This window comes from Janthinobacterium sp. HH104, from assembly GCF_001758715.1.
Lineage (GTDB): Bacteria > Pseudomonadota > Gammaproteobacteria > Burkholderiales > Burkholderiaceae_D > Janthinobacterium > Janthinobacterium aestuarii.
On sequence record NZ_LRIB01000030.1, the window covers coordinates 132602 to 145786 of the forward strand.

Genomic DNA, 13185 nt, shown 5'->3' on the forward strand with positions numbered 1-13185 from the left:
GCGCGGTTACTTGAGGCCACACCCCACCAGCAACAGCATCGGCCGCTCGCGCTCTTCGGCCAGGGCCGGTTGCTGCGCGAGCTGTTCGTCGCTGGGTCCCCATTCTTCCACGTGGTCCAGCTGGAAACCAGCGCGTAGCAAAGCATTCAAGGTCGTGCCGAGGGTGCGGTGCTGCTTGATCACGCCTGGCGCCAGCCAGTCCGACATGCGCGGGCCTTGCTGCTGGTAGCTGTCGACGGGCCAGGTCTTGCGGCCTTGCGCATCCGTCAGCCAGCCGGGCTGGCGCGGCGCCATGAAGATCGGGTGCTCGATGGAAAACACCAGCTTGCCGCCAGGCTTCAAGCCGTGGCGGATGGCGGCCAGCAGGGTGTCGAAACCTTCGATGTAGTGGAACGCCAGCGAACTGTAGACGAGGTCGTAGCTGGCTGGCGGCAAGGCCAGTTGTTCCAGATCAAGCCACGCATAGCTGACCGTCGGGTGTTCTCCCATGGCGCTTGCCTGCGCCAGCATCTTTTTCGACACGTCCACGCCCAGCACGCGCGCCGCGCCAGCCTCGGCAGCCCAGCGGCAGAACCAGCCATAGCCGCAGCCCAGGTCCAGCACGCTTTTTCCTGGCAACCCGGGCAGCATGGCGCGCATGGCAGGCCATTCGGGAGCGCTGTCGAGGCCGCCGACAGAGCGCGGCAGCTGGCTATAGGCCGTGAAGAAGCCATCGTTGTCGTAGATATTCTGTGTCATGCGTCGATGTCCTTGGGGGGCGTGCGCTTGGCATGCCCGCCCCGTTGCGCCCGGTAGATGCCCGCGTGGCCGGAAAACAGGTAGGCCACGACGCAGGCGATGGCCGCGTACATGCCGATTTCGGCGCCGAACAGTTCCATGGCCATCAGGGTCGAGGCGATCGGCGTGTTGGCCGCGCCCGCAAAGACGGCAACGAAGCCGATGGCGGCCAGCAGGGTGACGGGCTGGTGCAGCACAGGCCCCAGCGCATTGCCCAGGGTCGCGCCGATGTAGAACAAGGGCGTCACTTCGCCGCCCTTGAAACCTGTGCCCAATGAAACAATGGTAAATGCCATCTTGCCGAGGAAGTCGTATGCGGGCAGCGGTTCCTTCAGCGCGTCGGCGATGGTGGGAATACCCAGGCCGATATACTTGTCCGTGCCGATCAGCCACACGGCGGCAGCGATGATCACGCCGCCGGCCAGGGGACGCAGCGGGGCGTAGGCGATCCAGCGCTTCATCAGGCCGCTCAAACCATGCGTGGCTTGCGCAAACAGTTTACCGGTCACGCCGAACAGCACGCCCGCGATCACCATGGCGCACAAGGTCCAGGCGGAGAGGGCGGGGATCAATGGCACGGCGTAATGCGTATGGTGGACTCCCCACAGCAAGCCCACCTGGTCGGCGATGATGGCGGCTAGCAGGCAGGGCAGCATGGCTTCGTAGCGCAGGCGGCCGATGGCCAGCACCTCCAGGCCAAAGATGGCGCCTGCCAGCGGCGTGCCGAAGACGGAGGCAAAGCCGGCGCTGATGCCGGCCATCAGGATGATGCGGCGGTCTTCGTTGTTCAGGCGGAACAGGCGCGTGAGCTGGTCGGCCAGCGCGCCGCCCATCTGCACGGCCGTGCCCTCGCGTCCGACGGAGGCGCCGAACAGATGCGAGATGACGGTGCCGCCCAGCACCAGCGGTGCCATGCGCAGCGGAATGATTTTTTTCGGGTCGTGGATTTCATCGATCAGGAGGTTGGCGCCGCCTTCGACGCTGCTGCCGTAGCGCAAATACAGCCAGCCGACGGCAAAGCCCGCCAAGGGCAGCAGCCAGATCAGCCAGGCGTGCGCCAGGCGCGTGCGCGTGGCCCAGTCCAGGGCGAACAGGAAGAAGGCCGAGGCCGATCCCGCCAGCACGGCCACGACCAAGGCCAGCAGCAGCCATTTCAACAGATGCTGTAGTAGATCGGTGAGGGCGCTAAGACGCTGCATCGTGCATCCATTCAAAACTGATGGGTGGGGGATTCCTTACAGGCCCAGTTCCGCCACCAGCGCCTGGCCGATGGCGCGCTGTTCGGCCAAGATGGCGCGCAAGTGGTGGGGGCGCGTCTTGACATTCGTCATGACCACGCGCAGCACGTTGGTCGGGCCAGGGTAGCGCGTCGATTCCAGTACCGTGCGCGACACGAAGCTGTGGCCTTGCGCCTTTTGCCGGTTCTGCAGCTTGGCGTTCAAGGTGTTCAGTTGCTTGTTCAGTTCGGTGGCAGCGTCCACCTGGCCGCCGGCCAGCAAGGCCTCCATGCGCTGGCGCAAGTGCGCGGGCACGTAGCGGTAGGTCAGAATGAAGGTATCGGAGCGCGTGACCAGTTCGAAATCCTGCTGGTCGGCCAATAAATCCTGCAATTGGCCGGACAGGGTGGCCGCCTGCTGCAGCAAGGTCGTGTAGCCGGACACGCCCAGCACCTTGAACGAGGTCCACAGTTTCAAGGCATCGAAGCGGCGCGAGCCTTCCAGCGACGTCTGGCCCAAGTCGCCCGAGTTGTCGCGCAAGATGTAGTTGGCATTGTGCTTGAGCAAGTTCAGGCTGGCGCTATCCTTGAACAGCACCATGCTTTGCGCCATCGGCACCCATAGCAATTTGTGGCCATCGATGACGACGGAGTCTGCTAGCGCAATCCCGTCGTACAACGCGCGGTACTGTTCCGCGATCAACAGGGCGCCGCCCCAGGCCGCATCCACGTGGAACCAGATGCTTTCTCGCGCGGCAATGGCCGCCATCGCGGCCAGCGGGTCGATGGCGCCCGTTTCCGTCGTACCGGCGATGCCGATCATGGCGACGACTTTGATCTTGCGCAGTTTTAAATCGGCAATGGTCGCTTCCAGCGCAGCGACGTCGATGCGGTTGTCGCGGTCGACGGCCACCAGCTGCAAGGCGTTTTCGCCGAGGCCCAAAGTTGCCAGCGCTTTTTTCACGGAGTAATGGCTGCGCGCCGAGCCGATCACGGCCAGCCCCGCATGGCTAGAATCCTGCATGGCGGCGAACAGGCCCCGCTTGCGCGTGCCCGGTAATTGTTTTTCCAGCGCCACGGCCAGCGCCGTCAAGTTGCCCATGGTGCCGCCGTTGACGACATTGCCCAGCGCGCCACTGGTGGCGGCCATGGCCTGCGTGTAGATGGCATCGGGCTGCTGGTAGACCTGGCGGTGCAGCCAGCCGAGGATCTGTTTTTCGATCAGGGTCGACACGTACGCCGTCTCGATCTTGACTTGGTTCTGGTTCAGGGTGGCTGTAAACGCTTCGGCCAGCACGCTGATCCACGGCAGGGCCTGCGTCATGTGGCCGATGTATTGCGGGTGGTTCAGCTGGGCCGTATTGGCCAGCACGGTGGTGTCGAGTTCCTGCAGGAAATCCGCCACGGGCATGCCGTGCGCGGGCAGGCAGGTGTCGGACAATTGCGTCAGCAGTTCCGCATACGGCGTGTGCGGATAGGGCGTGTCGCGTTCGGCGGCCAGCCAGCCGCCCAGCATGCCCAGCGCCTGCTGCAGGGGCGCGGGTGCCTGCTGCAGCGCATCGATGGAAAAATGCTGCTGCAGCAGCTGTTCGATAGGGGTATCGGTCATGGCGCGTTGTCTTCTCTACGGATTGCTGGTGCCACGGTGACACAAATGCATCGCGCCCAGGCGGAAGCGGGATTTTACCCGACTCCGCCTGAGCGCATCAGTTTGCTGACTGTCTGTGATCAGAAGTAGTTGAGACCCAGCGCCGACTTGACTTCATCGGCCGTGCGGGCCGCCACTTCGCGTGCCTTGAACGTGCCTTCCTTCAGCATCTGGATGACTTGCCCCTTGTCCTTGGCGAACTCTTCGCGGCGGGCGCGGATCGGCGCCAGCATTTCCTGCAAGACCACGTCCAGGCGCTTCTTGACGATGCTGTCGCCCAGGCCGCCGCGAACGTAATGGGCTTTCATTTCGGCCAGCGCCGCTTTTTCCGGATCGAAGGCGTCCAGGTACGTAAAGGCGATATTGCCTTCCAGATGGCCCGGGTCTTCCACGCGCAGGTGCAGCGGGTCGGTATAGACTTTTTTCACGGCGGCCGTGATTTCGGCCGAGGTCGCGCCCAGGTTGATGGTATTGCCCAGCGACTTGCTCATCTTCGCCTTGCCGTCGATGCCGGGCAGGCGGCCGATGTCCGGTACCAGCGCCTTGCATTCCATCAGCACTTCGCGGTTGTACATGCGGTTGAAGCGGCGCACGATTTCATTCGTTTGCTCGATCATCGGGATCTGGTCTTCGCCCACGGGCACCACGCCTGCCTTGAAGGCCGTGATGTCGGCCGCCTGGCTGGCAGGGTAGGTCAAAAAACCCGCTGGAATGTCGCGCTCGAAGCCGCGCAGGCGGATTTCTTCCTTGACGGTGGGATTGCGCTCGAGGCGCGCCACGGTGACGATATTCAGGTAGTAAAAGGTCAGCTCGGCCAGTTCCGGGATTTGCGACTGGATGAACACCGTGGTTTTCGTCGGGTCGATGCCGACGGCCAGGTAGTCAAGCGCCACTTCGACAACATTGCGGTGCACCTTGTCGATGTCGTCCATATTGTCCGTCAGCGCCTGCGCGTCGGCCAGCATGATGAATTGCTTGTAGCTGTTCTGGTAGCGGACCCTGTCGCGCAGGCTGCCCACGTAATGGCCCAGATGCAAGGGGCCGGTCGGGCGGTCGCCCGTCAGGATCACGGATTGCGAAGCGATGGCGGCGGGCGACAGCGGTGCTGCCGGTGCGTCATTCTGGTCTTGGGTATCTGGGGTGTTCGGCAAGCTCATCAAGTTTCCTTTTGAGCCGCCTGCATCGGGGATGATCCAGGCTGAGCCTGTTACGCCACCGATCGAGGCGGCGTGGATCTAATTCACATCACTATAGAGTGGCCGCGCGAAAGTGAGCGGGACCACCAATTCAAGCAGGCGTGTTGTGAAGGGATAAATTTCATGGCGTTATGGTTGCAGTTTGGGCGCGTTCTGTCAAGTTTGCGGCCCGATTTATCTGCTGTGCTGCGTCAGAGGCTAGCCTACTGTGGAACTTGCTTTCCGGGTATTATTGCCATTCGGCCACTTTTGCGTGGCATGAATCCATTGGAGAACAGTATGCGCGTGTCGTCCCCCGTCCGGCTCACCGGCCTGGCCCTGGTTATCAGTTCCCTGTTTGCTGCGCCCGCGATGGCGCAAACGCCGAAAACGCCGCCCATGACGCCCGATATCGGCGCCAAGCTGGTGATGCCCGACGTGAATGATTACGTCAAGCGCGTGGTGATGATTCCCATGCGCGATGGCGTCAAGCTGTACACGGTCATCGTCGTGCCGAAAGACGCCAAACGGGCGCCTATCATGCTCACGCGGACACCCTATAACGCTGCCCGCCGCGCCCAGCGCGCCACCAGCGCCAGCATGCTGGCCACCTTGCCGCAAGGCGACGACACCCTGGTGGAAAACGGCTACATCCGCGTATTCCAGGACGTGCGCGGCAAGCATGGCTCGGAAGGCGATTACGTGATGACGCGCCCCGTGCGCGGCCCGCTCAACAATACCAAAGTGGACAATGTCACGGATGCGTGGGATACCATCGACTGGCTGTCGAAGAATATCCCGGAAAGCAATGGCAAGGTGGGCATGCTTGGTTCCTCGTACGAAGGGCATACGGTGCTGATGGCCCTGGTCGACCCGCATCCGGCGTTGAAGGTGGCCATTCCCATGAGCGCCATGGTCGATGGCTGGCGCGGCGACGATTGGTTCCATAACGGCGCCTTCCGCATGCCGAGCTTGTCTTACCTGGCATGGCAGACGAGCGTGCGCGGCAGCGGCGAGGCGCCCGTGCTGGGCGCCTACGACGATTACGATGCGTATCTGCGCATCGGCTCGGCTGGCGACTTTGCAAAGAAATTCGGCATCGACAAGCTGACCTATACGAAAAAGCTGTTCGAGCACCCGGCTTACGACAGTTACTGGCAAGAACAGGCGCTCGACAAGATCCTCGCCAAGCGCCCGCTGATCGTGCCCACCATGCACGTGGTAGGGCAGTGGGACCAGGAAGACATCTATGGCCCCTACGCCAGTTACTGGGCGATGGAAGGGCGCGACACGCGCAACAATCTCAATTACCTGGCCATCGGCCCGTGGCGCCACAGCGGCGTCAACTATGAAGGCGCTAGCCTGGGCGCACTGAAGTTTGACGGCGACACGGCGCGCCAGTTCCGTGAAAAAGTCATGCAACCATTCCTCAATCAATACCTGAAGGATGGCGCGCCGGAAGCGAACACGGCACCCGTCGTGTCGTACCAGAGCGGCACGAACCAGTGGCAGCGCCTGCAGCAGTGGCCGCTGGCCTGCGAGACCTGCGACACGAAGCTGACGCCGATTTATCTGCAGGATGGCTACAAGCTAGGCTTTGCCGCGTCATCGGCCACAGCCGATGCAGCCAGCGGCGCGTTCGATGAATACGTGGCCGATCCGGCGAAACCCGTGCCTTTCGTAACCCGTCCCGTGCGCCTGAACGATGCAGACGTGTGGAAGCCATGGCTGGTCAGCGACCAGCGCGGCTATGCGGACCGTACGGATGTGCTCAGCTATGTCTCGGAACCGTTGAAGACGGCCGTGCGCATCGCTGGCGCGCCGATGGTCAACCTGTTTGCCGCCACCAGCGGCACGGATGCCGACTGGGTGGTGAAGCTGATCGACGTGTATCCGGACGAAGTGCCGTCGCAGCCGGCCATGGGCGGCTACCAGCTTGGCGTGGCGATGGACATCTTCCGCGGCCGCTACCGTGACAGCCTCGAACATCCGACCGCGATTCCTGCCGGCAAGATCGAGCGCTACCGTTTTGCCTTGCCGAACGCCAACCATGTGTTCCTGCCCGGCCACCGCATTGCCGTGCAAGTGCAGTCGAGCTGGTTCCCCCTGTACGACCGCAATCCGCAAACCTTCGTGCCGAATATCTTCCTGGCCCAGCCAGGCGATTATAAAAAGGCGACGCAGCGCGTGTACCACGCGGCAGGGGCGGCCAGCGCGATCGAATTGCCGATCGCGCCGCTCGATGCTCGCTAGCCGGCGCGCATGAGCACAGCTCCCGCCGCGATCAGGGCGATGGCCAGGTAGCGGCGGGGGCTGATTTTTTCGCGCAGGAACAGGGCCGCAATGGCGATGGCGAACAGGATCGATGTTTCGCGCAGGGCCGCGATGGCGGCCACGGGCGCTTGCGTCATGGCCCACAGGGCCAGGCCGTACGAAGCGAGCGTGCCGAAACCGCCAAAGGCGGCCAGGCGCCATTGCGTTTGCGCATAGTCAAGCAGGTCGGCGGGGCGGCGCAACGCCGTCCACAGCAGCAGGCCCGTTCCGTTCAAGACAAAAATCCACATCGTGTAGGCGGCCGGGGCGCCGGACAGGCGCACGCCGATGCCGTCGATCAGGGTATAGCTGGCGATGACGCAGGCGTTGCCCAGCGCAAAGGCGGTGGCGCGCCCTGTTTGTTTCGTGGTGCCAGCCGTGGCGGGCCGGCGCGCGGCAACATACAGGCCGAGGATGCCCGCGCAGATGCAGGCGACGGCACCCATTTGCATGGCGGACAGGCGCTCGCCGATCAGCGGCCAGCTGGCCAGCGCCACGATGAGCGGCGCGCTGCCGCGCATCAATGGGTAGGCATGGCTCATGTCGCCGGCCTTGTAGGCGGCCGCCAGCAGAGAATAATAGGCCAGCTGCGCCACGGCCGAGGCGGCCAAATAGGGCCAGCTGGCGGGCGCGGGAGAGGTGACGAAGGGCAGCACGGCCAGCGAGATCAGGGCCGCGCCCACGGAGACGAGCACCGTGCTGAGAAAGGTATCCTTGCCCGACTTGACGATGGCGTTCCAGCTGGCGTGCAGCAGCGCGGCAAACAGGACGACGGCGACGACCAGACCGGACATGCGGGCCTTAGCGGGGGCGTATGCTCTGCGACAACAATTCCTGGCGGTGGTGGCGCTGGAAACCTTCCATCAGGACGCCCGAGCGGCCCGCTTTTTCCAGCAGTTCGCGCAAGGTGGCCTGGTCTTCCGCCGTCAGCGACTTGCGCGACAGGTAGGCGCCGCTCATGCCCCACGGCAATTCCGGCAGCGCTTCCAGGCGCAATCGGTCGGCCAGGCCATACACGCGCGCATCGTTTTGCGCCACGCCGGCGAGGATGGTGGGGGCCATGATGGTGGCATCGATGAAGCCGCTTTGCATCAGACGCGCCACGGAGAGCGCGTCGACTTCGTAGAACAGGCGTCCCTGGCTGCTCAATTCCTTGGCCAGCGCCTGGTACGGTGCGCCGTAGTCGTAGCCGCGCACGAGCGCCACGCGCAATTCGCGCCGGTCGATCAGTTCCTGCATGGTGTTGACGGGTGCGCGCGTGCCCTGCAGCGAGATCAGCAGCGGACGGCTGCCCATCAGCGGGATGAACAGGCCATGCTGGTCGCGCCGCGGCGTGCTGCTGGCCGGGATCAGCAAGTCGGCCTTGCCCGCTTCGAACATCGCTTCCAGGCGCGCGCGGGGCACGGCCGTGAAGACAAAGTTGCAGCCGAGCTTGGCGCCCATGCTGCGCAGCAAGTCGGGATAGATGCCGCTGATCGTGGCGCCACTGACGACCACGCTGGCGCCGATCGCCGAGACGGGCACCTGGATGTCGCGCGAGCATTGCGCGCCCGCCAGGGACGGCAGCGCCAGCGCCAGCATGGCCATGGTTCGGCGCCAGGCGCTGGAATAAAAGTCAGTCATACCCATCCTTGCTTGCCATCGAATGCCGGGCGTCGGTAACGCCCCGCTGATTATCCCATTCTCGCCTATTTATTTCTCAAATACAATATTATCCCCGCGGCTACTTTGTGGTGGAAACCGCAAGTCTGGCCAGGCGCTGCGCCTTGAAGTAGCGCCAGGCCACCAAGATGCCCAGGGTTTGCATGATGGCGCACAGATAGAAGGTGCTGCCGATGCGCCAGTCTTGCGGCGGCAAATGGCTCACTTCACCGAGGATCATGCTGCCCAGCAAAGGCATGAGGATGATGCCCAGGCTGCTGATCGATTGCAGGGAGCCCATCAGTTCTCCCTGTTCGCTGGCGTTCGATGATTTCGAGATGATGCCTTGCAGGGCCGGGCCGGCGGCAAAGGCCAGCAGGTTGCACAGGATCAGCGCATACATCATCCAGCCCTGCGTGGCCAGTCCGTACAGCAGGTAGGTGAGGGCGCCCGACGCCATGCCCAGCAGGGATAAGCGTACTTCGCCAAAGCGTTTGATGAGTATGCCCAGCAAGCCCGCCTGCACGACGGCCGCGCACAGGCCCACGCAGAACAGGGCGATGCCATTCTGGCGCGGCGTCCAGTCGAAGCGGAAGTGCGTGTACAGCACCCACGTGGTGTTGAGCATCATTTGCGCAAACGTCATCAGGCCGAAGGCGAGCACCAGGCCGCGGATTTCCACGCGGCGCACCAGTTTCAGCAGCGCGGCGAACGGGTTGATGCGGGCCAGGGTGAACGGTGCGCGCGGGCCCGGCTGCAGCGATTCGGGCACACAGAAATAGCCGTAGATGAAATTGGCCGCCGACAGGCCAGCCGCCACGTAAAACGGCAGGCGCAGATCGATTTCGCCCAGCAGGCCTCCCAGCATGGGCCCGCAAATGAAGCCCAGGCCGAAGGCGGCGCCGATCTTGCCGAAGCTCTTGGCCCGGTTGTCGGGCGTGGAAACGTCGGAGGCATAGGCGGACGCGACCGACATGCTGGCCGACGAGACGCCGCCGATGACCCTGCCGATGAACAGGCAGGCCAGGTTCGGCGCCCAGCCCGTGGCGAGAAAGTTGATGCCCATGCCGGCCATCGAGTACAGCAGCACGGGACGGCGTCCCACGCGGTCGCTGATGGCGCCCAGCATGGGCATGAAGATGAACTGCAGCAAGCCGAAGAGGGCCGCCATGATGCCGTACCAGAATGCTTGGGCATCCTTGCCGTCGACAAAATTGCCGATCAGGATGGGAAGCACGGGCACCACGAGGCCGATGCCCAGCATGTCGATGAAGACGCAGACGAGGATGAAATTGAGGTTGCCGGCGCGCGCGGGCGCGGCGGGCGATGACGGGGAATGGCTGTCGGGGCTGGTTTGATCGGACATGCATGCTTTCTGCGCGTTGGTATTGCGCCGGCGTCTTGCAGTTTTCTGCTGACGCGCGGCGCGATAGCTGAGGCTTGCATTATAGATAGCATGCGTGCTGCTGGCTATCGCCACCAGGCTTATGTGCTCATTCCCCATTCGTCAGCGAAGGCGGCGCGGAAATCCGTCAGCACGGCCAGCCGCTGTTCGGCCAGCGCGCGGCCCGCCGCCGTCTGCATCTTGCCGGGCAATTTGTCGAGCTTGGTGACGATATGGTCGAGCGCGTAGGCCTTGTCGTCGAGCGGGCGATGCGCGGCCAGCGGATCCGTGCCGTGCGCGAGCGCGCTATCCATGCGCGCGGCCGTATAGAACAGGCGCGCCAGTCCCACGGCGCCCAGCGCGTCGATGCGGTCGGCGTCCTGCACGATCTGCGCTTCGATCGTGTGCGGCGGCAGGTTGGCGGAAAAACTGTGCGTCTCGATGGCGTGGGCCACGCCGGCCAATTTTTCTGCCGGGAACTCCAGTTCCGCCAACTGGCGGCAAGCCAGCGTTGCCGCCTGGCGCGAGGCCAGATGGCGCTCGGGATGGTTTTTCGGCAAGTTGACCAGGTCGTGCAGGTAGCACGCTGCCATCACGGTGAGGGCGTCGGCCTGCGCATATTCTTCCAGCAGGACGCTGGCATTGCGCCAGACACGGTGCAGATGGTTGATGTCGTGGGCGCTGTCATCGCCCAGGCCGGCCGTGGCCAGCGCCAGCAGACGTGGTTGCCATTGGGAAAGCAAAGAATGCATGGTTCAAAGTCGTAAAAAAGCAGGGGCCGCCAGTGTGGCATAAAACGCCGCCGCGTGGGGCGGGGCGCCCGGCACTTCGGCGTGCCGTATTTGCCACATAAATTGTATTTTTGAAAAGCACTGGTCAGACGAATGCTCTTTTTTAGTGCATGTAAAATTTACATGGGGTAACATTGCCGCACGGAAATTAGAAGCATAAGCTAATTGCGAGAAAGTATTTGCAAAAACATACAAGTGACAGCCATTCCATCGTGCTTGGCGCGTCACATCCAGGGCTTGCATGCAGCGCGCCCTGGCCTGCGCCCCAGGCGAGTTAACGAAAGGATTATCATGAACACCAATTCCAGCGATACTGGCGCAACCGTTGCCAAGGCTGCCGAATACCTGGCCTTTACCCTGGGCCAGGAAGAATATGGCATCGACATCCAGAAAGTCAGCGAAATCCGCAGCTACGAAACGCCGACCCGCATTGCCAACGCCCCCGAGTTCGTCAAGGGCGTGGTCAACTTGCGCGGCATCATCGTGCCGATCGTCGACATGCGCATCAAGTTCAACCTGGGCACGCCCAGCTATGACCAGTTCACCGTCGTCATCATCCTCAACATCGGCAACCGCGTCGTCGGCATGGTCGTCGACCGCGTTTCCGACGTCACCACCCTGATGCCCGAGCAGATCAAGCCGGCGCCGGACATGGGCCGTTCGATCAACACGGAATACGTGATCGGCCTGGGCACCATCGACGAGCGCATGCTGATCCTGGTCGATATCGACCAGCTGATGTCTAGCGCCGACATGGGCTTGATCGAAAAATTGGCCGCTTGATTTTTCCCCGCCGGTCATTTTGATTGGCTTTGTCGGAAACAATTGACTCTCGACATTGCTTGGTTTTTCTGCAAGGCGCACGCTAGCGCCTTTCCTGGCGCACGGTTCAGCCGAACCGTGCGCCAGTTTCACTTTGGTTTCACTTTTCATGCCCGCCTTGATAGCGCAGCCACGCAGCGCGTCAATGGATGCCATCAGCCGTTCGGCGCGCTGCATCAGGGCTTTTTAGGATAGTCACATGAATGTATTACGCAACGTCAGCATCGGCGTCCGCCTCGGACTCGGTTTTGCCGTGATCTTGCTGTTTTCTATGCTTATTACCGGCATCAGCGTCTGGCGCCTGCACGACGTGGCCAGTTCCACGCGCGTCATGATGGAGCAGCCGCTGGCCAAGGAGCGCTATATTTCCGACTGGTATGGCCGCATCGACAGCGCCGTGCGCCGTACCATCGCCATTGCCCGCAGCAGCGATACCTCGCTCAGCGGCTATTTCGCCGAAGAATCGAAAGTGTCGTCGTCCAGCTCGGCTGAACTGCAAAAGAAAATCGAGGCGCTGATCGACAAGCCGGAAGAAAAAGCCATGTTCGCGGGCTTGCTGGAACAGCGCAAGTTGTATATCGGTTCGCGCGACCAGGTCTACAAGCTGAAGGGCGAAGCGCAGGTCGATGCCGCCAACGAGGTGTTTGAAAAGACCTTCGTGCCGGCCGCCGCCAAGTACCAGAAGATGGTGCTGGACTTGCTGGAACACCAGCGCGCCAGCATCGACACGACGGCGCGCGAGATCGACGCCGTCGCCACTACCAGCCGCAACCTGCTGCTGGTGCTGGCCGTGCTGGCGCTGGGCTTTGGCGTCGTCTGCGCCTGGCTGTTGACGATGGGCATCGTGCGTCCCTTGCGCACGGCCGTGGAGATTGCACGCAAGGTGGCCGATGGCGACTTGACGGCGCAGATCGACGCCAGCGCCAACGATGAAACGGGGCAATTGCTGCAAGCGCTGAAGGACATGAACACGAGCCTGCTCAACATCGTCGGCGAAGTGCGCAGCGGTACGGACAGCATCGCGACCTCGTCGACACAGATTGCCGCAGGTAACCAGGACCTGTCTTCCCGCACGGAAGAGCAGGCCGGTTCGCTGGAAGAAACGGCGTCGTCGATGGAAGAGCTGACCAGTACCGTGAAACAGAATGCGGACAATGCGCGCCAGGCGAACCAGCTGGCGGCATCGGCCGCACAAGTGGCCGTCAAGGGTGGGGAAGTCGTGGCGCAAGTGGTGGGCACGATGGAATCGATCAACGCGTCGTCGAACAAGATCGTCGACATCATTTCCGTCATCGACGGCATCGCTTTCCAGACGAATATCCTGGCGCTGAACGCGGCCGTGGAAGCGGCCCGTGCGGGTGAACAGGGCCGCGGCTTTGCCGTCGTGGCGTCCGAAGTGCGCAACCTGGCCCAGCGTT

General features: G+C 62.8%; 12 protein-coding genes. 3 read left to right on the forward strand and 9 right to left on the reverse strand.

The annotated features are described in order from the left end of the window. Positions 1–6: 6 nt before the first annotated feature. The 4 genes from JAB6_RS12595 to trpS form a co-directional block, all read right to left on the reverse strand. Positions 7–738, reverse strand: a complete 732-nt coding sequence (locus JAB6_RS12595; protein ID WP_070303112.1) for a bifunctional 2-polyprenyl-6-hydroxyphenol methylase/3-demethylubiquinol 3-O-methyltransferase UbiG — start codon at positions 736–738, stop codon at positions 7–9. After that, on the reverse strand, positions 735–1976 hold the full coding sequence (locus JAB6_RS12600; protein WP_070303113.1) for a voltage-gated chloride channel family protein: 1242 nt from the start codon (positions 1974–1976) through the stop codon (positions 735–737). Before JAB6_RS12600 ends, JAB6_RS12595 begins: the two co-directional genes overlap by 4 nt. Positions 1977–2012: 36 nt before the next feature. Further along, entirely contained in the window at positions 2013–3602 is a 1590-nt protein-coding gene (locus tag JAB6_RS12605) for a pyridoxal-dependent decarboxylase (protein WP_070303114.1), read from the reverse strand. 119 nt (positions 3603–3721) lie between these two features. Beyond that, complete coding sequence (gene trpS / locus JAB6_RS12610) at positions 3722–4798, reverse strand: tryptophan--tRNA ligase (RefSeq protein ID WP_217494627.1); 1077 nt, start codon at positions 4796–4798, stop codon at positions 3722–3724. A gap of 318 nt (positions 4799–5116) precedes the next feature. Between trpS and JAB6_RS12615 the strand changes: the two genes are divergently transcribed. Next, positions 5117–7069, forward strand: a complete 1953-nt coding sequence (locus JAB6_RS12615; protein WP_070303115.1) for a CocE/NonD family hydrolase — start codon at positions 5117–5119, stop codon at positions 7067–7069. Here the strand turns inward: JAB6_RS12615 and JAB6_RS12620 are convergent. From JAB6_RS12620 to JAB6_RS28955, 5 genes are all read right to left on the reverse strand, one after another. Beyond that, the gene (locus JAB6_RS12620; RefSeq protein WP_070303116.1) at positions 7066–7923 is read right to left on the reverse strand and encodes a DMT family transporter; all 858 of its coding nucleotides are present in this window, start codon (positions 7921–7923) and stop codon (positions 7066–7068) included. The genes JAB6_RS12615 and JAB6_RS12620 overlap by 4 nt on opposite strands. 7 nt (positions 7924–7930) lie before the next feature. Then, entirely contained in the window at positions 7931–8752 is an 822-nt protein-coding gene (locus JAB6_RS12625; protein ID WP_070303128.1) for an ABC transporter substrate-binding protein, read from the reverse strand. A gap of 100 nt (positions 8753–8852) precedes the next feature. Then, positions 8853–10274: a TCR/Tet family MFS transporter gene (locus JAB6_RS12630; RefSeq protein WP_083292700.1), complete on the reverse strand. Its 1422-nt coding sequence runs from the start codon at positions 10272–10274 to the stop codon at positions 8853–8855. Then, positions 10256–10906 (reverse strand): HD domain-containing protein, encoded by a 651-nt coding sequence (locus tag JAB6_RS12635; protein WP_070303118.1) that lies wholly within the window; start codon positions 10904–10906, stop codon positions 10256–10258. Before JAB6_RS12635 ends, JAB6_RS12630 begins: the two co-directional genes overlap by 19 nt. Before the next feature lie 3 nt (positions 10907–10909). Continuing rightward, on the reverse strand, positions 10910–11188 hold the full coding sequence (locus JAB6_RS28955; RefSeq protein WP_139143373.1) for a hypothetical protein: 279 nt from the start codon (positions 11186–11188) through the stop codon (positions 10910–10912). A gap of 48 nt (positions 11189–11236) precedes the next feature. On the opposite strand from JAB6_RS28955, the gene JAB6_RS12640 reads away from it, so the two are divergent. Both JAB6_RS12640 and JAB6_RS12645 read left to right on the forward strand, forming a co-directional pair. Beyond that, complete coding sequence (locus JAB6_RS12640) at positions 11237–11728, forward strand: chemotaxis protein CheW (protein ID WP_034752308.1); 492 nt, start codon at positions 11237–11239, stop codon at positions 11726–11728. Positions 11729–11966: 238 nt separating this feature from the next. Then, positions 11967–13185, forward strand: a 1219-nt coding sequence (locus JAB6_RS12645) for a methyl-accepting chemotaxis protein (protein WP_070303119.1), incomplete at its 3' end; no start/stop codon positions are given.

Excerpts from the sequence above, each read along its gene's own strand:
- JAB6_RS12625 (WP_070303128.1), bottom strand. The coding sequence starts at position 8,752 with ATGACTGACTTTTATTCCAGCGCCTGGCGCCGAACCATGGCCATGCTG.
- JAB6_RS12620 (WP_070303116.1), bottom strand. The coding sequence starts at position 7,923 with ATGTCCGGTCTGGTCGTCGCCGTCGTCCTGTTTGCCGCGCTGCTGCAC.
- JAB6_RS12595 (WP_070303112.1), bottom strand. The coding sequence starts at position 738 with ATGACACAGAATATCTACGACAACGATGGCTTCTTCACGGCCTATAGC.
- JAB6_RS12635 (WP_070303118.1), bottom strand. The coding sequence starts at position 10,906 with ATGCATTCTTTGCTTTCCCAATGGCAACCACGTCTGCTGGCGCTGGCC.
- JAB6_RS28955 (WP_139143373.1), bottom strand. The coding sequence starts at position 11,188 with ATGCAAGCCCTGGATGTGACGCGCCAAGCACGATGGAATGGCTGTCAC.
- JAB6_RS12605 (WP_070303114.1), bottom strand. The coding sequence starts at position 3,602 with ATGACCGATACCCCTATCGAACAGCTGCTGCAGCAGCATTTTTCCATC.
- JAB6_RS12630 (WP_083292700.1), bottom strand. The coding sequence starts at position 10,274 with ATGGGGAATGAGCACATAAGCCTGGTGGCGATAGCCAGCAGCACGCAT.
- trpS (WP_217494627.1), bottom strand. The coding sequence starts at position 4,798 with ATGAGCTTGCCGAACACCCCAGATACCCAAGACCAGAATGACGCACCG.
- JAB6_RS12600 (WP_070303113.1), bottom strand. The coding sequence starts at position 1,976 with ATGCAGCGTCTTAGCGCCCTCACCGATCTACTACAGCATCTGTTGAAA.
- JAB6_RS12615 (WP_070303115.1), top strand. The coding sequence starts at position 5,117 with ATGCGCGTGTCGTCCCCCGTCCGGCTCACCGGCCTGGCCCTGGTTATC.
- JAB6_RS12640 (WP_034752308.1), top strand. The coding sequence starts at position 11,237 with ATGAACACCAATTCCAGCGATACTGGCGCAACCGTTGCCAAGGCTGCC.